4 protein-coding genes are annotated in these 23256 nt (G+C 50.0%); all 4 read left to right on the forward strand.

Annotated features, from left to right (window positions below; genetic code table 11):
• A partial coding sequence (locus ACH32G_RS18610; RefSeq protein WP_448814683.1) for a beta-ketoacyl synthase N-terminal-like domain-containing protein occupies positions 1–2740 on the forward strand: 2740 nt, incomplete at its 5' end.
• Positions 2741–2758: 18 nt separating this feature from the next.
• A complete protein-coding gene (locus ACH32G_RS18615; RefSeq protein ID WP_448814684.1) occupies positions 2759–9043 on the forward strand; it encodes a beta-ketoacyl synthase N-terminal-like domain-containing protein in 6285 nt (2094 codons plus the stop codon).
• A gap of 39 nt (positions 9044–9082) precedes the next feature.
• Positions 9083–14809: an SDR family NAD(P)-dependent oxidoreductase gene (locus ACH32G_RS18620; protein ID WP_448814685.1), complete on the forward strand. Its 5727-nt coding sequence runs from the start codon at positions 9083–9085 to the stop codon at positions 14807–14809.
• A 51-nt stretch (positions 14810–14860) separates the two neighbouring features.
• A partial coding sequence (locus ACH32G_RS18625; protein ID WP_448814686.1) for an SDR family NAD(P)-dependent oxidoreductase occupies positions 14861–23256 on the forward strand: 8396 nt, incomplete at its 3' end.

Here is a 23256-nt window from a genome sequence, read left to right on the forward strand (position 1 = left end):
CTTTTTCATTCTGTTTTCTTCCTTGGCGGGAGGCATGGGAAATCCGGGACAGGCCGGTTATGCGGCAGCCAACGCATTTATGGATGTTTATGCAGCCCGCAGAAACCGTCTCGTGCGGGACAACAAGCGGAGCGGGCAGACTCTGTCCGTCAACTGGCCGCTTTGGGAAGAAGGCGGTATGCGCGTGGACAAAGAGACCGAACGGCTGATGTATGAACAGACCGGAATGAAAGCCATGCGATCGGCATCAGGCATCCAGGCGCTTTATGCCGCTTTTGCCTCCGGAGAACACCAGGTCATGGTGGCAGAGGGCGATGAGAAACGGATTCGAAAAAACCTGATGCCTGAAGCGCCGGAACCGTCCCGTAGCATTCATGTGTCAAGGAAGACGCACGTCCATCTGCCAAATAAAGTACAAGCAGAACTCAAACATATGATATCAGGCATTCTGAAGGTGAAAGAAGAAGAAATAGATGCTGAATCAGAGATGAGAGATTATGGCTTTGATTCGGTTTCATTCACGCAGTTTGCAAATGAACTAAATAAAAGGTATAGGCTTGAACTGACACCGGCCGTGTTTTTTGAATACCCGACAGTCTTTAGTTTTGCCCAATACTTGCTGACGGAACATCCGGATACATTCGGCTCACAGGCAGAAACAGCAACAGAAACGGAGAAACCGATTGTGCGTAAAAAAATGAAGACGGAGCCATTCTCGATTTCGTCCCGCCTTCCTAAAACAAAAACCGCAGCTGCACCTGAAGAGCCCGTGGCGATAATCGGAATCAGCTGTGCATTTCCAATGGCTGAAAATCCGGAAATGTTTTGGGAGAATTTAGCCGGAGAAAAGGACTGCATTTCTGAAATACCGCCGGAGCGCTGGGACTGGAGACAGTATTACGGAGATCCGCAGAAAGATAAAAATGCCAGCAATGTAAAGTGGGGCGGCTTCATTGATGAAACTGCTCAATTTGATCCTTTATTTTTCGGTATTTCTCCGCATGAAGCCGAAATGATGGATCCTCAGCAAAGACTTTTAATGATGCATGTATGGAAAGCGATTGAAGATGCCGGCTGCTCTGCCAAAAGCCTGTCAGGTACAAATACAGGCATTTTTGCAGGCACGGCAAACAGCGGTTACGCTCAGGAAGCTTCAAAGTTCCATATAGAGATTGAGGGTTCTTCCGCCGCCGGAACGGTTCCGTCAATCGGTCCGAACCGCATGAGCTATTTTCTGAATATACATGGGCCGAGCGAACCGATTGAAACCGCCTGTTCAAGCTCATTGGTCGCTGTTCACCGTGCGGTCAGGGCAATTCAGGCCGGAGACTGCAGCATCGCGATTGCAGGAGGCGTCAATGCTATTGTGTCGCCGGATATGCATATCAGCTTTAATAAAGCGGGAATGCTCAGTGAAGACGGGCGCTGCAAAACATTTTCCGATCAAGCGGACGGGTATGTCAGAGCTGAAGGTGCCGGCATGATTGTTTTGAAAACATTATCCGATGCGGAACGTGACGGCGACCGTATTTATGCCGTTATTCGCGGAACGGCGGAAAATCATGGCGGACGGGCGGCTTCCCTTACATCGCCAAATCCGAAAGCACAGACAGAAGTCATGATAAAAGCTTATCAGCAAGCGAACATCGACCCCCGTACAGTGAGTTATATTGAAGCCCACGGCACGGGAACTGCGCTCGGAGATCCGATAGAAATCAACGGGCTCAAAGCGGCTTTTGCAGCGCTTTATCAGAAAGCCGGAGTAACGGCACCCGATCAGCCTCATTGCGGCCTCGGTTCCGTCAAAACGAATATCGGCCACACAGAGCTTGCCGCCGGCATGGCCGGTCTTTTAAAAATTATTTTGCAGATGCAGCACAAAACGCTCGTTAAAAGTCTGCATTGTGAAACCGTTAATCCGTATATCAGCCTCGACGGCAGCCCGTTTTATTTCGTCCGCGATACTCAGCCGTGGAAAGCGGCGACTGATGATAGCGGAAATGAACTGCCGCGGAGAGCGGGTGTCAGCTCGTTCGGATTTGGCGGTGTCAACGCTCATGTCGTGCTCGAAGAATATGTTTCTCCTGTTGAAGAGAAACAATGGACGGCCGGTGAACTTCAGCCGTCCTTATTCATTCTCTCGGCAAAGAGGGCGGAACAGCTGAAGGAACGTGCGGAACAGCTGCGCAGATATTTGGAAAAGTCACATTCAGCTGACGGAGCTCTTGCGGGTATCGCTTATACGCTTCAGCTTGGCCGGGATGAAATGGAAGAGCGCCTTGCCGTCATTGCTGAATCAAAAGAAGAGCTTACGAACGCGCTGAATGATTTCCTCAGCGGCAAGGAGACGGGGCAGAATTTCTTTACAGGCCGGAACAAAGCGATGAAACAGCTGTTTACAGAGATGACGGACAACGCAGAAATGAGCGGGACCGTAGATCAATGGATTGAAACAGGAAAGTATACAATGCTTGCAAAATTATGGGTGCAAGGTTTACATGTCGACTGGAATAAATTATATCCGGACGAAAAGCCAAAAAAAGCCAGCCTGCCCGTCTATCCTTTTGCGAAAACACATTGCTGGATACCGCACATTGCGCAGCATATAAGGCACCGGGAGACTTACGGGACTGATACGTCTCCGCTTGAGACTTATGAGCGCCTGCTTGATGAATTGGAGAAAAACGAAATAAGCATAGAAGCCGCTGTAAAAAGCACGATCGGTTTTTACAGGGATTAGCGTAATGGAGGAAACCATATGAAAGAGTTTCTGCACCGGGTTTTTTCTGACGTCAAAAATAAAAAAATGACAAAACAGGATGCGATCGGCATTTTGCGCGATTATGATATGCGGATGGGACTTCGCCAAGCGGCTTCCCTTCATCCGCTTGCTCAGCAGCATATTTCCGATGAAACGGGACAGGGATTCTCGGCAGCTTTCAGCGGCCGGGAATTTTTTCTCGCTGATGTTTCTTTACAGTATAAAAAGCTTATGCCCGGAGAACTTCTTTTGGAAATGGCGAGAGCTGCGGCTGTTTTGACAGTAAAGGAGACTGCGGCAGTCCGGCTGACGAATATTGTGTGGTCAAAACCCATTCTGACTGAGGCTGAGCCGTTCCATATCGAAATCAGGCTGATACCCGCAGAGGGTGAAGCCAAAAGGTTTGAGATTTATAATCCATTTTCTGCCGATTCCAGTCATCATGATGTGTACAGCCAAGGGACGATTCAGCCAGTTGATGCTGTGCCTGGCATGCTGGATATCAGCCGCTTGAAGGAAAACAGCGGTTCCCTGATGGATCAGCAGCAAATTGAAGCCATCACTCAGAACGATGCCGTTCAATACAATGAGCACATGAAAGGAATTGAGCGTATTTACGCCTCAGCAGGACGGATGCTGGCAGACATATCAATTCCATTGACAAACCAAAAAGAATCCTCCCGATTCGGCCTCCCTCCCTGTGTGATGCAAAGTGTTACAGAGGCATGCGCGCTGCTTGGCGGCAAAGAATATAAAACGCTCGCCCCGGTTTCATTGAACGAGCTTTTGTTTTATGAATCTTGTCCTGACAAGGTACGGGCCGAGATACAAGAGAAGGCGGGGAGCTTTTATATTGATTTATGTGACGAGGAAGGAAAAATATGGGCTTCCCTGTCGGGGTTGAAGCTGCAGCCTGTCATCAAGACGGGCGCTCCCGGCAAAACCAATGCCGAACACCGCAGTGAACGTTTGTATGAACAAACGCTTCTTCAGCTCAAAACGCTTTTTGGCCTGACTGCAAAAATTGCTGTTTCCAACATAGATACTGAAGAGCCGCTGGAAACCTACGGAATCGACTCAGTCACTGTGACGAAATTGAACCGCGAATTGTCTCTGCTTTTCGGTGACCTTTCCAAAACGGTTTTTTACGAATATAAGACACTGGGCTCCCTGGCAGCTCACTTTGTCACGGATTATCCAAAAGAATGCCGAAAATGGACAAATGATGATGAGCACCGTTCAGGCATATCAGAACAGGTTTTGGCAAATGAAGATTTTCCGGTGCTTCCGTCATTTATCAAGCGAAAGAAACGGCCTTCTTTTTCCAATGAGAATCAGACAAAAGAAGGGATTGCGATTATCGGAGTCAGCGGATGTTATCCGCAAGCTGAAACACTTGAAGAGTACTGGGATAACTTAGCAGCCGGAAAAGACTGTGTGACGGAAATTCCCGAAGAGCGCTGGGAAAAGGACAAGTACTACAACCCTGATCCCGAAGCGGCCGTGAAAGCAGGGAAAAGCTACAGTAAGCGGGGCGGGTTTCTGAAAGATGCCGCTTTCTTTGATCCGCTGTTTTTTCAAATTTCACCCCGTGATGCTTTGAATATGGACCCGCAGGAGCGTCTCTTTATTGAAATGTGCTGGCAGGTGCTGGAGGATGCCGGTTATACGAAGGAACAGCTTGAGAATCTGTATAACGGCCGGGTCGGCGTTTTTGCTGGCATTACGAAAAACGGGTACGGAATGTACTGGAAAAACGGCGGCACTCTGCAGCCGAAAACGTCGTTCAGTTCAGCGGCCAACAGAGTTTCCTATTTTCTTAATCTGAAAGGGCCGAGCATGCCGGTTGACACGATGTGCTCGTCTTCGCTGACTGCAATTCATGAAGCGTGTGAAAACATCCTTCGCGGCGAATGTGACATGGCGATTGCCGGCGGTGTGAATGTGTATACGCATCCTTCGGCTTATGCGGAGCTCAGCGCCTATCGAATGCTTTCAAAAGACGGAACGTGCAAAAGTTTCGGTGAAGGCGGGGACGGATTTGTTCCCGGTGAAGGCGTCGGGGCCGTGCTGTTAAAGCCGCTGTCAAAAGCGATGGCTGATAAGGACCATATTTACGGGGTGATTCGCGGCACTCATATCAATCACGGCGGCAGAACAAACGGGTATACAGTGCCGAGTCCGAGCGCCCAGGCTGACGTGATTTCCGGCGCGCTTGAAAAATCAGGAATACATCCGCGGATGATCAGCTGTATCGAAGCCCACGGCACGGGCACTGAACTCGGAGATCCGATCGAAATTGACGGTTTGACCCGTGCATTTCAAACGAAAACGTCAGATAAAGGCTTTTGCGCCATCAGCTCAGTTAAATCCAATATCGGGCATTTGGAAGCCGCGGCAGGCATTGCCGGTGTAACGAAACTGCTGCTCCAGTTTCAAAAACGAAAGCTGGCCCCCTCTTTACATTGCCGGAAATTGAATCCGAATATTGCATTTGACCGGACGCCGTTTGTGGTGCAGCGTGAATTGGCAGACTGGAAACGGCCGGTCATTGAGGAAAACGGAGCGCAGAAAGAGATTTCGAGAATCGCGGGAATCTCTTCTTTTGGCGCGGGCGGGGCAAATACCCACATATTGATAGAAGAATATATTGAACCTGATAGGGAGATTTCTGAGCCATTCACAGATGAAGACCCCGCAGTCATTTTATTATCCGCCAAACAGGAGGCCAGCCTGAAGCAGCGGGCGCAGCAGCTTCTTCAAGCGATCAGAAAAAATGACGTCACAGACCGCAGCCTCCGGGATGCGGCTTACACCCTTCAAACCGGAAGAGAAGCGATGGAAGAACGTGCGGCGTTTATCGTGACGTCGACAGAGCAGTTAGCGGAAAAACTGCAGCGTTTTATTGACGGCGGGACAGACGGCTGCTTCAGGGGAAAAAGCAAACAGCATAAAGACATTCTAGCCGTTTTTAAGGATGAAGATATGCAGGATGCCGTCCGTAAATGGATGAAAAGAAAAAAATTCGCGAAGCTTCTGGAACTTTGGGTAAAAGGGCTGAAGATTGATTGGGCAGAGCTTTATAACGGCAGCCTGCCGCACCGCATCAGCCTTCCCGGTTATCCATTTATAAAGGATCGCTATTGGCCGGACGATGCAGCGCCGGACAATGTTCGTGATGCTGAAACATTTCGTGAAATCCGCTTTTTACAGAAAAGCTGGGCAGAAAGCAGCCGTGTTCCGGCTAAGGAAGTGCGGGGCGTCATCGGAATAGCTGCTGATCACCAGACAGGAAATTTGGCCGTTGAGCTGTCCCGTTATTTCCCCGAGTCTGAAATCATTGACGCTGCATCACCGGAAATATCCGGGGGCGCGGCCCGGTTTGGCGGTCTGATTGATGTGACCGGATGCGGGACGGAAATCAAGCATGATGACGGCTGGATTCATCGTCTGCAGTCTCTCATTGACAACAGAAACCGCGGCCGAAAGCTTCAGCTGCTTTGTGTGACAAAGGGGCTTGAACCTTTTGCAAATGAAACGATAAATCTCTCAGGTGCAAAAAAGGCCGGATTGTACCGGATGCTCCAAAGTGAGTATAAGGATATCCGCTCGCGGCATATGGATGCAGAACGGACTGCCGAAGATCCTGAGCTGGCAAACCAGATCGCAGAAGAGTTTTTTCGCGATTCTGAAGACATCGAAGTGTGTTACCGAAACGGTGTGCGCTATCATGCGCGGTTAAAGGAAACAAACAGCTTAGCTGAAAAAGAATTTTCATTTCCGGAAGACCATGTGCTCTGGATCACCGGAGGGACCCGGGGACTCGGATATTTATTCGCCCGGCATTTTGCCGAACGTTACGGAGTCACGAAACTCGTGCTTACCGGAAAAGAAACAATGCCTCCGAAAGCGGAGTGGGATGACCATATCAAACGGGATTCCCCGTTTTCCGATAAAGTGAGAAGAATCAGAGAGCTCGAACAAAAAGGGGTCCGAACGGAAGTGCTGTCTGTATCTTCCGGCCCTGAATATGAGCAGGCCGTCAGCCGGGTGAAAGAGAAGATGGGGCCGATAGGAGGCGTGATACACGCAGCGGGAGCCGTAGATCTCGATCATCCCGCCTTTATCCGCAAAACAAGAGAACAGATGATGCCCGTGCTTGAACCTAAAACAGACGGACTGGACCTTTTGTATCAAGCGCTGCACAAGGAGCCTCTCCGGTTTTTTGCGCTGTTTTCTTCAGTGTCCGGCGTGATGCCGGAATTAGGAGCGGGGCAAAGCGATTATGCCATGGCTAACGCCTATATGGATTATTTTGCGGCCGCAAAAGGTTTTCCGGTGCTGAGCATCCAATGGCCAAGCTGGAAAGAAACGGGTATGGGCGAATCAAAAAGCCGAGTCTATCAGAAAAGCGGTTTAAAGAGTATCACTGACAGAGAAGGGCTGAGCCTGTTTGATGCCATTATGGCAGGCGATTGCGGATCTGTTATTATGCCGGCCGTCATCCACCCGGAAAAATGGGAGCCTGACCGTCTGCTGCTTTCATCCGGGCTTACTGAAACAAAGCAGCAGGAACAGGCCGATACAGAAAGCGTTGAGGAATGGCTGACGGGCATTTGCTGCCGGGAATTAAGACTGGAGCCGTCAAGATTTGAATCTGATACACCTTTTCAAGATTACGGAGCCGATTCCATCATGCTTGCCCAAGTGTCCAGAGCGATCGGAAAGAGGATCAAAGCTGACCTTGACCCGGCGGTGCTGTATGAATACCCTACGGTTGCTGCGCTGGCGGGATGGCTTGAAACAGCATACCCGGAAATCAAAGCTGCCGTTTCAAAACCGGTGCAGCCTGTAATCCCGTACATTCCCAAACAAACAGCAGCCGCTGTCATTCAGCCTTCCGGAGCTCCAGCGGCGCAAGACATCGCTGTTGTCGGGATGTCCTGCCGTTTTCCGGGAGCTGAATCAATTGAAGCTTATTGGAAGCTGCTGTCTGAAGGAACGTCGGCCATTCAAAGGGTGCCGAAAGAACGCTGGAAAACGGAGAAGGCGGATTATGCGGGCCTTTTAAAAAATGTAACGCATTTTGACCCGGAGTTTTTCCTTATTCCCGAAGAAGACATCAAGGCAATGGATATCCAGTCCTTTCTTATATTAGAAGAGGCGCTCCATCTGTTCAGAGACAGCGGTTACTCTTTACAAGAAATGAAAGGCAGGTCATCCGGTGTTTATTTAGGAGGACGCGGCGGCAGTATGCCTGACGAAAACCGTCTGAAGCATGCAAAAAATCCGATAGTCGCCGCCGGCCCGAATTACTTAGCGGCCAATCTTTCTCAATTCTTTGATTTGAAGGGACCGAGTCTCGTTTTGGATACGGCCTGTTCTTCAGCGCTTGTCGGTATGAATATGGCGATACAGGCGCTTTCTTGCGGCGAAATCGACTCAGCGGTGGTCGGGGGAGTCAGTCTGCTGGAATCCGGTCAAACCCACCGGATGTTCGAACTTCGCAATCTGTTAAGCGAAGAGCCTGCGTTTCATATTTTTGACCGCCGCACCGGCGGCATCGTATTGGGAGAAGGCGTCGGAATGGTGTATTTAAAAACAGCGGCCCAGGCTGTAAAAGACGGGGACCGGATTCATGCGGTCATTAAAGGCATTTCCGTAAACAATGACGGCAGAACCGCGGGGCCTGCCACACCGAATATACAGGCGCAAAAAGAAGTGATGGCCAAGGCGCTTGCCAAAAGCGGCAGAAAAGCGGAGGATATCTGCTACATTGAAGCAAACGGTTCAGGCTCTGAAGTAACAGACCTTTTGGAACTGAGGGCGATTGAAGCGGTGTACCGTATGCAAAACAGCGCGCCTTGCGAATTGGGGTCGATGAAGCCGAATATCGGACACCCGTTATGCGCTGAAGGGATTGCCGGATTCATTAAAACAGTGCTTATGCTCTCGCGCCGAATGCGTGTGCCTTTCCTTTCGGGCAAAGAGCCGATGACGCATTACGATTTGTCCGCCTCGCCGTTTTATTTTTCGCACGCTCTGCGTGAATGGACGGATTCACCGCGGATTGCCGCCGTCAGCAGCTTCGCTGACGGAGGGACGAATGCCCATGTCATAGTGGAAGCTTGGGAGCAAAAGGCGTATACCCCGGTTAGAAAGCCTTTGCCGAGACAGGAATTAAAACGCCGGCCCATTCGTCCGGACAAAGCCGAAAACCTGCATGAAAACGCACATAAGTCCCACCCGAATACGTTTTGGAAACAAATAAAGACTTACTGATTGCGCTGAAAATTGAACGTCGATATGGAGGAAGTTCATATGCGAGAGCAGCTTCTTATTAACAATCAGCATCCCGTTCTGAAACATCATAAAGCCTATGGAAAGGAACTGCTGCCGGGTCTGGCTTATATTGACCTGATCTATCAGACTTTCAGAGAAAACGGTTTTTTTCATGCCGGTCTTGAACTCAGGCACTTATCGATTTTTCACCCTTTAGCTCCTGAACAGGGAGAATCAATCCTGCTTTCCGTTGATTGTACAGTGAGCGGCGAAGGGCAGTGGAAGGTGGAGGTGAAAGGGCAAAAACAAGGTGACGAAGCAGCAGAGACAAAGGTATATGCCGCGGCGCACATGCATTCCGTCAAGCCCGCCGGCTTCCAAGAGAGCGTCCGGATGGATGCCGTAAAACAAACGGCGGCAGAAATACCGATTGAGGACATTTACGCGGAATGCAGGGATCAAGAACTGGTTCATTCAGGAATGATGAAAGGCTGCGGAAGCGTCTACCAAACTGAAAAAGAGATTTATATTGATCTGTCGGTGCAAAAGGATCAGCTGGAACATGCAGAAGAGGCGATGTTTCATCCCGCATTGATCGATGCGAGCAGCATCGGCTCCAATGTATATCTCGCTCCTTTGACGAGGGGGGAGGGGCAATTATTTCTGCCGCTGTTTTATGAATCGTTTTATTGCGCCGAATTGCTGCAGACGACATGTATCACCAAGATAAAAAAAGAATCTGTCACCCGTAAGAAAGATCTCGTTTACGTGACAATGGAGTTTTTCAATGAGGAAGGCAGAAAAGTCGGCGAACTGAAAAACTTCGCCAATAAACTGGTGAGGGACCCGGAACTGATCAACCAGAAACGGCAAAAGAAAGAACCTGACGGGAGGAATGCCGTCCCGGCTTCGCAAGCGGAACCGGCGGCTTCCGAGCCCCGCTCTTCGGAGACTTCCGCCGGCCTTACTGAACAGTGCATCGTTTATTTAAAAGAATTGCTTGCCGCCCGATTGAACAAACCTGTGAAAGAGATTGACCCGGATATCGGCTACTATGAAATGGGGCTGGATTCTCCGGGGCTGTTGGACATGGTAAAGGAAATTGAACGAAAAATCGGAACGCAGCTTCTGCCGACGCTGTTATTTGAATACACGACAATCACGGAATTGGCGGGGTATTTGTGCGAACATTACGGAGCCGGTTTCGGCCATGCTCAAAGCGGACATTCAAATGCTGAACCTTTGCACCGGGAAAAAAAGAGGACGACCCAAATCCGCGTGAAAAAATCGGCGTCAGCGGGAACGCAGAATGGAGATATTGCCATCGTCGGGATGGCGGGACGGTACCCCGGCGCCAAAAATCTTCGTGAATTCTGGGAAAATTTAAAAAATGGAAAAAACAGCGTAACGGAAGTGCCTCGTTCCCGCTGGGATACGAAGAAATATGAGCATTTGCGATCGCCGTCCGGCAAGCCGATTTCCAAATGGGGCGGTTTTATAGATGATCCGGATTGTTTTGATGCGAAATTTTTCCGGATTTCTCCGCGGGAGGCAGAAGCTAAAGATCCGCAAGAACGATTGTTTTTAGAAACATGCTGGGAAACGATTGAGGATGCGGGCTACACGCCGGAAACAATCGTTCAGCCGAAAGGGCCGAATAAGAGAATGAACGTCGGTGTGTTTGCCGGGGTGATGCATATGGATTATTCTCTCGTCGGCGCTGAAGCTGCGGCCAAAGGGCTGGTCTTTCCTTATCCCTTGAACTATGCGCCGATCGCAAACCGGGTTTCATATTTTTGCAATTTTCACGGGCCGAGCATGGCGGTTGACACGGTGTGTTCGTCATCTCTGACGGCCGTCCATATGGCGGCGGAAAGTCTGAGACGCGGTGAATGTGAAGCAGCTCTTGCCGGGGGCGTCAATTTATCATTGCACCCGACAAAATATATCACATACGGCTTGATGGATATGCATTCGAGTGATGGGCTGTGCCGCACGTTCGGCGAAGGCGGCACAGGCTATGTCTCAGCTGACGGCATCGGGGCCGTGCTGCTGAAGCCGCTTCACAAAGCCGAAGAAGATAAGGATCATATTTATGCGGTGATAAAAGGCAGCGCCGTCAATCACGTGGGAACCGTCAGTGGGATTACCGTGCCGAGCCCCGTGGCGCAGGGGGATATGATAGCTGAATGTTTTGAAAAAACGGGGATTGATCCCCGGACGATTTCTTATGTGGAAGCGCATGGAACCGGAACTTCTTTAGGAGATCCGATTGAAATACAAGGTCTTGTTAAAGCTTACCGCACGTTTACGGAGGATCGGCAATTTTGTGCGATCGGTTCCGTTAAATCGAATATCGGACATGCGGAATCAGCCGCCGGGATCAGCGGGCTTCATAAAACGATTTTGCAGCTGTTTCACAAAACGCTTGTTCCTTCTTTACACTCAGAGACGATTAATCCGTATCTTCGTTTAGAGGACTCGCCATTTTACGTGCAGCAAAAAACCGAGTCATGGAAAAAGCCGGCGTATACAGAGAAGGGCAGTGAACATTCCTGTCCGAGACGCGCAGGCATCAGTTCATTCGGGGCGACGGGTTCAAACGTTCATCTCATTTTAGAAGAGTACAGGCCTAAAAACCCCGGCATTACGGAGAATCAAGAGAGACCGTATATCGTGCCTCTATCAGCGAAAAATCCGGAGCGGCTGCAGGAATACGCTGCCCGCCTGCTGATATTTCTCAAAGATAAAGCGCTTGAAGGAAGCGGTCCGCTTCATGACAAAATAGATACAATGCAAAATCAGCTGGAAAATGCGTTGAGAGGTGTTCTGGCGGAAGTTCTGCATGTAGCGGCCGGCTCGGTAGATGGTGAACAGGATTGGAAGGAATTCGGCTTGGATGTCATGCAGCTGACACAGGTTTCTGAGCTGATGACGGATCAATACGGGCTGGAAATAGACATGACTGATCTCATACAGCATACTTCCGTCCGGACTTTAGCAGAATGTCTGACAAAAGTTGAGAAACATAAGAATATTCTTTCCGGTCTTTTCGGTCAGTCCGGCTTAGATAAGCAGCCTGATGAACCTTTTTCCCTGCGGTCACTGGCGTATACGCTGCAAACGGGACGGCTGGCAATGGAAGAACGGCTTGTTTTTTTAGTGAACGATCAAGCGGACCTGATCCGGAAATTAACCGAATTTACAGAACGAAAACGGCAGATTGACGGCTGCTTTCAAGGGCGGTCTGATAGCGGAACGGAAATCAGGGGTTTCCTGAATGATGAGCAGGATACGGAGGAGCTGATCCGAAAATGGATGGACAGCGGCACTTACAAAAAACTTGCGGAGTTGTGGTCAAAAGGATTTGAGATAGACTGGACGCGGCTGTATCAGGAGGAGAAACCGCGCAGGATGAGTCTGCCGACGTATCCGTTTGCAAAGGAACAATATTGGATACCGGAGCCCGATCATCCCGTTACTTCCATAAATACAGAAAGCAGGCTTCACCCGCTGCTTCACCGCAATACATCAGATTTGTTAGAACAAAAATTCAGCACGGTACTGAACGGAGATGAATTCTTCTTAGCCGATCATATCGTCCGAAACAAGCGTGTTCTCCCCGGGGCGGTTTATCTTGAAATGGCGAGAGCTGCGGCTGGACTGGCTGCCGCGCCGTTAGCCGCTGAATACACGGCTAAAACCGGCATTTCGCTGCGGTATATCAGCTGGATACGCCAGGCCGTTCATAAAAAAGAGCCGCTGCGAATGACGACAGGGCTGTCCTTGGAGAATAACGGCAATATTTCATTTCAGGTGTACAGCAATGAAAACGATTCAGACATTTATTGTGAAGGCAGTGCTGTGATTGAGCCGCTGTCTGAGGCGCCGGTCTTGCATATTGAACAGCTGAAAGCGCGATGCCGCAAAAAAGTGCTGTCAAAAGAAGACTGTTATGCGGCGTTTACAAAGGCGGAAATTGTATACGGACCTTCACATCAAGGAATTGATCACATTTATTGCGGGGAAAAAGAAGCCTTGGCTAAATTGGTGCTCCCTGCTTCCGTTTCTGATGAGGCCGAACAGTTTGTGCTCCATCCTAGTCTGATTGATTCCGCTTTTCAGGCGGCCATCGGCGTTATGAATGAAGATCAAGCGGGTTATCCGGAGCAGCCGTTAATGCCTTTTGAATTGCATGAACTGACCGTTTTTCATCCGTGCAATCCAAACATGTGGGCGGCCGTGTTTGTGACGCATGAAACACCGGCTGTGCGAAGAATGGACATTGATATATGTGATGAACGCGGCAATGTGTGTGTAAGGATAAAAGGATTTTCTGCCCGAATGGCCGAAAGTGCGCCGCCCGTAACCGATAATAAGCAATACGATCTGCCGGGTAATCTTACCGGAGCCGTCAAACTGATGCAGGTATGGGACGCAGAACCGATAGACAACCAAACCGGCTTCCCCATTTCTGAGGCAAAAGCTGTCATTATAGGCGGTACAGACGCGCAGGCTGACGCGGTTTTACGATTGTTTCCTAAAGCTGTGCGATTTGACAGCAGCCAAAGTGCTTCCGTTGAAGCGATATCTGATCTGCTCCGCCGTCTCGGTGAGATTCAGCATATGATCTGGTTTGCCCCTCAGCCGGCTGATTCTTACATCCATGATCAAAAAAGCGGGGTGCTGCAAATTTTCAGAGCGGCCAAAGCTCTTATCGGTCTCGGGTATGGAAAAGAGCAGCTCGGGATGACGGTGATTACGCACCAAGCACAGCCTATCACCCAATATGATGAGGTGCGTCCCGCTCATTCCAGTGTGCACGGTTTCGTCGGGTCTCTCGCTAAAGAACATCCGAGCTGGCACATCCGTCTGGTCGATCTTGAAGACGGGGGGGATTTCCCCGCAGAAGACATATTCAGCCTGCCCCGTGACCGTACGGGTAAAGCATGGGTGCGCAGACATCATGAATGGTACCGGCCTCAATTGCTTCCGGTCCAAAGCGAGCCGTCTGAAAGTGTTCCTTACCGCTATGGAGGCGTATATGTCATCATCGGCGGTGCGGGAGGCATCGGCGAGGTTTGGACAGATTATATGGTGACGATGTATAAAGCCCGAGTCGTCTGGATCGGGAGGCGGCCGCTGGACAGCCGGATACGCCAAAAAATAGACCGGTACCGGCCATCAGGCCCGGCTCCCGAATATATAGCCGCAGATGCTTCTGATCTTCCATCGCTTCAGCGCGCCTATGAACAGATTAAAAACACATACGGCACCATCAGCGGCGTCGTTCATTCAGCGATGGTATTTGCGAATGAAAGCGTAAAAGATATGGAAGAATCACAGTTTCACGCCGGCCTTAGAGCGAAAGTGGATATTTCCGTCAACATTGCCGAAGTATTTGCGAAAGAGTCTTTGGACTTTATTCTCTTTTTCTCTTCGGTTATTTCATATATTAAGAATCCGAATCAAAGTCATTATGCGGCGGGGTGTGCATTTAAAGACGCATTTGCCCATGAGCTTGCCGGACGGCTGTCATGCCGGGTCAAAGTGATGAACTGGGGTTATTGGGAGCGGGCTGACAATCACATTTCTGAAGAGTTTGACAGACTGAGCCAAATCGGTCTCGGGCTGATCAGCCGGGCGGAAGGGATGCAGGCGCTGGAAACTTTGCTGACGCAGCCGATCTCCCGTATGGGGCTGATGAAGCTGACCAAGCCGATTCCGATCGAGGGAATGAACCCTCATGAATTTGTGACTATCTGATTGCCTGTCAAAATGACGGAGCAAATTTAATTTTCTTAGGAGGATAAGGTTTTGGGTAAGGGAGACAAACAAAAAGACCGTACACAGTTATCCTTAAGAACAGAAATAAGCAATCAAATGAAAGAATTGAATCGGCTTTTGCTGCAAGTGCTGCGGGTGACGCTGCGTTCAATGGGGCTGACCGGCGAAGCGCCTGCGGCTTCCTGTCTGCCTTTATATGAGCGCTGGCTGGAAGAAAGCATCCGTCTTTTAGACAGCGATCTTAAAAGCGGTGAAACGGCCGCGGTTTGGGAAGAGTGGCATAAGAAGAAAAACGAATGGCTGAAAGATCCGGATATGAAAGCGCAGGCTCTGCTGACGGATACCGTCATTCAAGCTTTGCCTGACATTTTAACAGGCAAAATAAAAGCCACTGACTTGATGTTTCCCGATTCTTCAATGGAGCTTGTTGAAGGAATCTATAAGCATAACATTCTCGCTGATTATTACAACGATGTGCTGGCAAATGAAGCGTGTATGTATGTGGAAAATGTAATTAAAAACAATCCTGATGCAAACATCCGTCTGCTGGAGATCGGAGCGGGCACCGGCGGAACGAGCAGCACACTGTTTAAAAAGCTCCGCCCCTATCAAAACTATATTCAGGAATACTGTTATACCGACTTGTCAAAAGCTTTTTTAATGCATGCCGAAAAGGAATACGGCGCGGACAATCCGTATTTGACGTATCAGCTGTTTAATGTGGAGAAGCCTGCGGCGGGCCAGGGATTACATCTGAGAACCTACGATATCGCTATTGCCGCAAACGTGCTGCATGCCACCAAAAATATCCGGAAAACCTTACGGACGGCAAAAGCCGTATTGAAAAAGGACGGTTTGCTGCTCGTTAATGAACTGGGCGGGCATACGCCGTTTACACATGTTACATTCGGCTTATTAGAGGGCTGGTGGCTGTACGAAGACGAGGCGTTGCGGATTCCGGGGTGCCCCGGTCTTTATCCGGAAACATGGAAATCCGTTTTAATGGCTGAAGGCTTTCATTCCATTCAATTTCCGGCTGAAAACGAACGCCTGCACACCCAGCAGATTATCACGGCGAAAAGCAACGGAGTCATCAGGCAGAGCAGGGAAGCTTACACCGCGCAAAAGCGCCAATCAAACGTACCGCAACCATCCTCTGATCGTCAGCTCCCCATCAAACAAGCGGGAGAGGGGCTTGCGGAAAAGACAGCTGCTTTTCTGATAGGGGCTGCGGCAAAAGTATTAAAAATGCCGGCAAAAGAGATAAATCCGCTGGCTCCTCTGGATGAATACGGCATTGACTCTATTCTGATCGTTCAGCTGACGAATGAGCTGCGGGATCTCGTCCCTGATATCAGCAGCACGCTGTTTTTTGAATACCGGACGATAGAAGAGCTTGCCGCATACTTGACTGAAACAAAGGAGCGCGAACTGCATGCGCAATTTTCTGAAGAAGTCCGTCATACTGAAGCGGTATCATCCGGCTCTTTGCTTGAAAAAAGCACAGAGTACCTGAAACAGATCGTCAGCTCCATCTTAAAGATGCCGATTGAGGACGTTCAAGCCCATACGCCCCTTGAAGAATACGGAATCGATTCCATCTTAATCGTACAGCTGACCAACCGCGTGCGGGAAGACGTCCCTGATATCAGCAGCACATTGTTCTTCGAGTATCCGACAATCGGCGGATTAGCGGAATATCTCGTCAGCTCAAGACAGGAAGATATGGCTGGGATTTTCAAGACAAATAAAGAAGCCGAAAAGACGCCGCACACTTTACAGAAAAAGCAAAGCCGCAAAAAAAGCGCCGGATTGACGAAGCGCCAAGCGGCATCTTTTTCTGAAAAAGCGCCGCCCGCTTCCGAACCGCCGTCAAAACACCTTGAAGTGGCAATTGTCGGTCTTGCCGGGAGGTATCCCGGAGCTGAAAATGTTAATGAGTTCTGGGAACGGTTAAAGACCGGTGAACACGGAATCACCGAAATTCCGAAAGACCGCTGGGATTGGCGGGACTACTATGATGAGACAAAAGGGAAGGAAGGCCGGATGTATACAAAGTGGGGCGGCTTTTTAACAGATATTGATAAATTTGACCCGCTGTTTTTTAAAATCTCCCCGAAAGAAGCGGAGCGCATGGACCCGCAGGAGAGACTGTTTCTGGAAACTGCTTATGCGGCCCTTGAGGATGCCGGATATACCCCTGATTCACTATGCGCCGGTAAAAAGGTTGGCGTCTTTGCGGGTGTCATGAACGGCAACTATCCGACAGGGGCCCACTACCACTTTATCCCGAACCGCGTATCCTATGTGTTTGATTTTCACGGTCCGAGCATCGCGGTCGATACCGCATGCTCCTCATCCTTAACCGCCATTCATCTCGCCGCAGAAAGCATCAAAACAGGTGCATCTGAATGTGCGATTGCCGGCGGCGTAAATCTGATTACAGATCCGGTTCATTATATCGGGCTTTCTTCTATGAGAATGCTGTCACCGTCAAACGCGTGCAAAGCGTTCGGTGATAAGGCTGACGGGTTTGTTGACGGAGAGGGCGTCGGCTGTATCGTGTTAAAGCCGTTGAATAAGGCTGTTGCAGATCATGATCATATATACGGTGTCATTAATGGAAGCGCTCTGAACGCCGGCGGCAAAACGAACGGGTTCACCGTTCCGAATCCTAATGCACAAGGGGAAGTGATCGCAGACGCGATGGAGCGGGCAGGGATTGACCCGAGAGCAATCAGCTATCTGGAAGCCCACGGCACCGGCACTTCCTTGGGAGATCCGATTGAAATCGCAGGGTTAACCAAGGCTTTCCGCCGCTATACGGATGCAGCGCAATTTTGTTCCATCGGTTCTGTTAAATCCAATATCGGACATCTGGAAAGTGCGGCGGGCATTGCTGCGGTCACTAAAATTCTTCTTCAGATGAAACACGGATATTTGGTGCCGTCGCTGCACTCAAAGCAGCTGAACCCGGAAATTGATTTTGAAACTTCTCCTTTTATCGTGCAGCAGGAAACGGCAGAATGGAGACGGCCGGTCATAGAATCTGAAGGAGTAACACGGGAATATCCGAGAATCGCGGGTACATCTTCTTTCGGAGCGGGCGGAGCGAATGCCCACCTGCTGATAGAAGAGTATGAACCGGCCGAAATAACTTCGGCAGACTCCGGCCGTCCGGCGCTTTTTGTTTTATCGGCAAAAGATAAAGACCGCTTGCGCGAGCGGGCTCTGTTGCTGTCGGATGCCGCCGGAAACGGAACAATTACAGATGCGAATCTGCTTGACGCGGCATTTACCCTTCAAGTCGGCAGAGTCCCGATGGAAGAACGGCTGGCGATGACAGCGGACTCTGTTTCTGAATTGGAACAGAAGCTGACTGCTTTTCTGAATAATGCTGGTTCCGTAAGCGGGGTGTTTACAGGCCGGAGTGATAGTTCTGTCACAGAGACGGAAGACACAGTCAGTGATTGGATGGAAAAACGTCAATTTGACAGTCTTTTGAGTGCCTGGGTTCACGGGGCGCCCGTTGATTGGGCATCTTTATATAAAGGCGCGCTGCCGCATCGTATCAGTCTGCCGTCTTATCCATTTGCAAAAGAAAGCTACTGGATGAAGCGGGAAGAACCAAAAACCGGAACAACTGAATATGTGCATCCTTTCCTGCATGAAAATACGTCAACCTTGGCGGAGCAAAGCTATCATACATCTTTTACAGGCCGGGAACACGTTTTCCAGGATGTGAGAGGGGAGCGGGTTCTGTCGGCTGCCGTTTATCTAGAAATGGCGCTAGCGGCTTATCATCATGCGGCAGACAGCTCTGAAGAAAAAGAGATATGGATCCGAACGGCGGCATGGACTGACCCGATTACCGGCGGACATCACGGTGCGGGCGTCAATCTCTCCCTTTTGTCTGAAGACGGGGAAGGCATCCATTATGAAATATACAGTGACGCAGAGAAGCTGCATCATTATGGAATCGTCGGACAAGGGAACATACAGCCATCCCGCGTGCTTGATATTGTCTCCTTACAAAAAGACTGCCGCCCGCTGTCATTCGATTATGAAACACCAGGCACATCAGGTGTAACCATCAGTAAGGAGTTCCGCACCGTTGAAAAGCTTTATGCGGGAGAAAATGCGGTTTGGGCGAAGCTTGCTCTTATAGATGAAAGCGGCGGCCGTAATCCGGGATATCATATACCGCCGGAATTTTTGGACGCAGCTTTTCATGTCCTGGCAAAAACGGAGCCGTCAGTCCATATCGTGCCTGAAGCAGTTGAAGAACTGCGCGTCATGCGTCCGTGTTCATCGGGCATGTGGATGTATATTAATAAAAAGAATCAAACCGGCTGTGACATTCAATTTTGTGATGAAACCGGCATTATCTGCGCAGAAATCAAAGGGGTGAGAATGAGACAGCCGTCTCAGCAGGATCACGGGCAAGAGGAACAATCCGAGATGATGATATTTGAAGAAATGTGGACTCAGCAGCCTCTGGTGAAATCCATTCATGAAGAGCTGAAAACGATCATCTGTTTTCTTACGGGAGAAGCTGCCAGAAAGCATGCTTATCGGTCTTTACAATCTCTTTATCCGGGAACCGGCGTGTTTTTTATTTCACAGGGTGAGGAAACTCAAAAGCTTTCAAACACGCATTATCAAATTAAAATCACTGACGGACAAGCATATCAAGAAACGTTTCGGCATATTGAAACGGCTGCTGGCAAAGCGGATGCCGTTTTATATGGATGGCCGCTTGAAGATGAAAAGGCCGTGAAAGACTATTCTATTCTCTATCATGTGATCCGCGCAGCTGCTTCTTTGCGTTCTAAACCGAGGCGAATCCTTCTTTCCGCTCAGTGCGGGATCGATACCGATATCAGTTACGCCGAGTCATGGATCGGGCTGGAACGGTCTCTGAAACTGATCCTGCCGGAGACGGATACGGCCGCGGTTTATTTTGGACAAAAAGGACCGTTTGAAAAGCTGATCTATAACGTATGTGAAGAGCTTCACAGCGAGTCATTCCGCAGTGTCATGTACAGCGGGGAAAGCCGTCACGTCATGGAAATGAAGCAGACGGATATTGCCCCTGTTGAGCAGCGTGTGATAAAAAGCGGAAAAACGTACTTGATTACCGGCGGATGCGGGGGATTAGGCTTGTTATTCGCCGGATATTTTGCTGAAAAAGGACCGGTTACGCTCATTTTGACGGGGAGATCAGCGGCAGGCAGCCCGGTGCTGAACAAGATCAAGAGATTGGAAGAGTCAGGCGCCAAGGTGTTTTACGTGCAGGCGGATGCCGCAGATCAGGCTCAGATGGAGAAAGGTTTGCAAGAAGCGAAAGAGAAAGGATGCGGGCCGATTCACGGTGTCATTCACGCTGCAGGTCTTCAAGGTACTGAAAGCATTCTGGAGAAAGATCTGCAAACCTTTCAGCAAGTCTTATCGCCAAAAGCGGACGGCACCGCGGTGTTAGATCAGGTTCTGTCACGGGAGCCGCTTGACTTCTTCTGTTGTTTCTCTTCTTCTTCAGCGATTTTAGGAGACTTCGGTTCTTGTGACTACGCAATGGGGAACCGCTTCCAAATGGCTTTTGTCCGTCATCGGGATAAACTTGTGAGCCTCGGACTCAGAAGCGGCAAGTCACTTGCCATCAATTGGCCGCTTTGGAAAGAAGGGGGGATGCATGTCGGCACGGCGGAAAGCACCGATATGTATTTAAAATCAAGCGGACAGCGTTATTTATACACAGAGGAAGGACTCGAAGCCTTTGAAACATTGTTAGTCCAGCCGTCCAGCCAGTATCTCGTCCTGGCCGGCTTTCCGTCGAGGGCCAAACGCTTCCTGCAGATAGATCAAGGCGAACGGCCGATTTCGGGTTCTGTACACAGGAACGTCCCGTTTTCAGGAAGGCGGAGTGAAATGAAAGGCTTTACACTGGAAGAATGCGTAAGCTGGGATGTGAAGGAACTGGCGGCGGGGCTTTTGAAAATAGACAAGAACAGACTGACGGACGCTGACAATCTGGCTGATTTCGGCTTTGATTCTATCAGTTTGGCGGAATTCGCCTCTTCTTTGTCCGCTCATTACGGAATTGAAGTGACACCAGCCCTGTTTTTCGGACATTCCACACTGGAGAAGGTCGTCCGCTATTTTCTGACGGAACACAAGTCCGTCATGGAGCATGTCTATGAAGAAAAGAAACCTGAATCCACAGATCAATCTGTCTTTGAAAAGGCAGGAACGGAAAAGCGGAAGAAGCAGAGGGGAAGAAATAAGCTGAACGCCGGAACCGAGGGCAGTCAGGCAGCTGATTCCATTGCCATTATCGGCATGAGCGGCCGATTTCCTCAGGCACGCACGGCGGACGAGCTGTGGGACATTCTGTTTCAGGAAAAGGACGTTGTCGCACCGGTCGCAAAAAAAGGCTTCACAAGTTCAAAATGGAAACTCGGCGCTGTACCGGGGGCGGACGAATTCGACCCTTTATTTTTTGAAATATCGCCGAGGGAAGCTGAAACGATGGATCCGAAACAGCGGCTGCTTCTTCAGGAAGCGTGGAGGGCCCTTGAGGACGCCGGCTACGGCGCCAGTCACATCAGGCGGCAGACGATCGGTATGTTTGCGGGGGCGGAAGAAGGAGATTATCACCTTTTAACACGGGACAAAGGCAATGTCACGTCTCATCATAACGGTATTTTGGCAGCGCGGCTGGCTTATCACTTGAATTTATCAGGTCCTGTGATGGCGATAAATACTGCATGTTCTTCGGGGCTCGTTTCTGTCCATCAGGCGGTATTAAGCCTGCAGAATAAAGAGTGCACAACAGCTGTTGCGGCCGGGGTGAATATCATGAATACCCCGGACTTTTTTGAAACGATAGATAAAGCCGGAATGCTGTCGGAAAACGGGAAATGCTTCGCGTTTGATAAAAGGGCTGACGGCATGGTTCCGGGCGAAGCGGCCGCGGCGGTTGTTCTTAAGCCGCTGAGAGAGGCGGAAGCGGATGGTGATCCGATTTACGGGGTGATTCGGGCGAGCGGCATCAATTATGACGGGAAAACAAACGGAATTACCGCTCCGAGCGGCGTCGCGCAGACCCGGCTGCTTACTTCCGTTTATGACCGGGGCCGTATCAACCCTGAAGATATCGAATATATCGTCACACACGGCACAGGGACAAAACTCGGTGATCCGGTGGAAATTAACGCGCTTTATGACGCATTTTCTGCCTATACAAACAAAGAAGCATTTTGCGCGCTCACATCAATTAAAACCAATATCGGCCACACGTTTGCCGCGTCAGGCATTGTCAGTTTGATCAGTCTTTTACAGGCGTTCTCCCGTGAAATGATTCCCGCCAGTCTGCATTGTAGCGGGGAAAACCGCTATATCAACTGGGAGAAGAGTCCTTTTTATGTGAATAAAACGGGTAAACCGTGGCCTTCTCTGCCGGATAAAAACCGAATGGGGGCAGTCAGCGCATTCGGGATGAGCGGAACAAACGCCCATGTCGTTATGGAAAGCTATAAGCGCAGCGTTTCACCTCATCGGGATGCCCCTGCATATTTACTGACTTTGTCTGCAAAAACAAAGGATGCCCTTCAGGAAAAAATCGAAGATATGATCACTTGGGCGGAAAATGGCGAACTGAAAGAAAATGATCTAGCCCAGCTCAGCTATACGTTGCTAAAAGGACGGCATCACTTTAACCATCGCGCCGCCATCGTGGTTCAAGATGCTGATGACGCAGTGTATGTATGGAAGCAGGCAAAGCTTAATGAACATCACCCTTATGCGTTTTCGGGAAAAGTACCGCAGCACTTTGCAGGCCGTCAGCATATTCAGGAGCACATAATAGAAGTGCTCGGCAAGTGCAGCGCCTCATATTCTGACCATAGAAAATATCAGGAGCTGTTATGCGTGCTGGCAGATTTTTATTGTCAAGGTTATGAAATCGAAGGGGACATGCTTTATGGCGGACCTTTGCCGCGAATCGGCAATCTGCCGGGCTACCCGTTTGCCAGGCAGACGTATTGGGCGTCCGATTGTCTTCAGAGAGAGCTTGAAAGCCGGAACTCAGCTGAACGTGAAAAGCTTCACCCGCTGCTCCATGCGAATACATCGACCTTTACCGCCCAGCGCTTTACTTCTGTTTTTTCAGGGCGTGAACCGTTTTTTGCCGATCATATCGTCAATGGAAAACCGGTGCTTCCGGGCGCGGCTGCTTTAGAAATGGCCCGGGCCGCCGTTACGCTTGCCGCTGAAGACTTGCCGGACGGGAAAGCGGGTGTCCGGCTCAAACAGATCGTTTGGCTCCGTCCGGTGACGGCGCTTTCTGAAGGAGTGACGCTTCATGTAAAGCTTCAGCCGGAAGAAAACGGAGACATCGCTTTTGAAGCGTATGCCGAAGGAGAAAA

The sequence above is a fragment of the Bacillus sp. CIS52 genome, from assembly GCF_053545315.1.

What these genes read in the sequence shown, in the direction of transcription:
- ACH32G_RS18615 (WP_448814684.1), top strand. Translation starts at nt 2,759, where the DNA reads ATGAAAGAGTTTCTGCACCGGGTTTTTTCTGACGTCAAAAATAAAAAA.
- ACH32G_RS18620 (WP_448814685.1), top strand. Translation starts at nt 9,083, where the DNA reads ATGCGAGAGCAGCTTCTTATTAACAATCAGCATCCCGTTCTGAAACAT.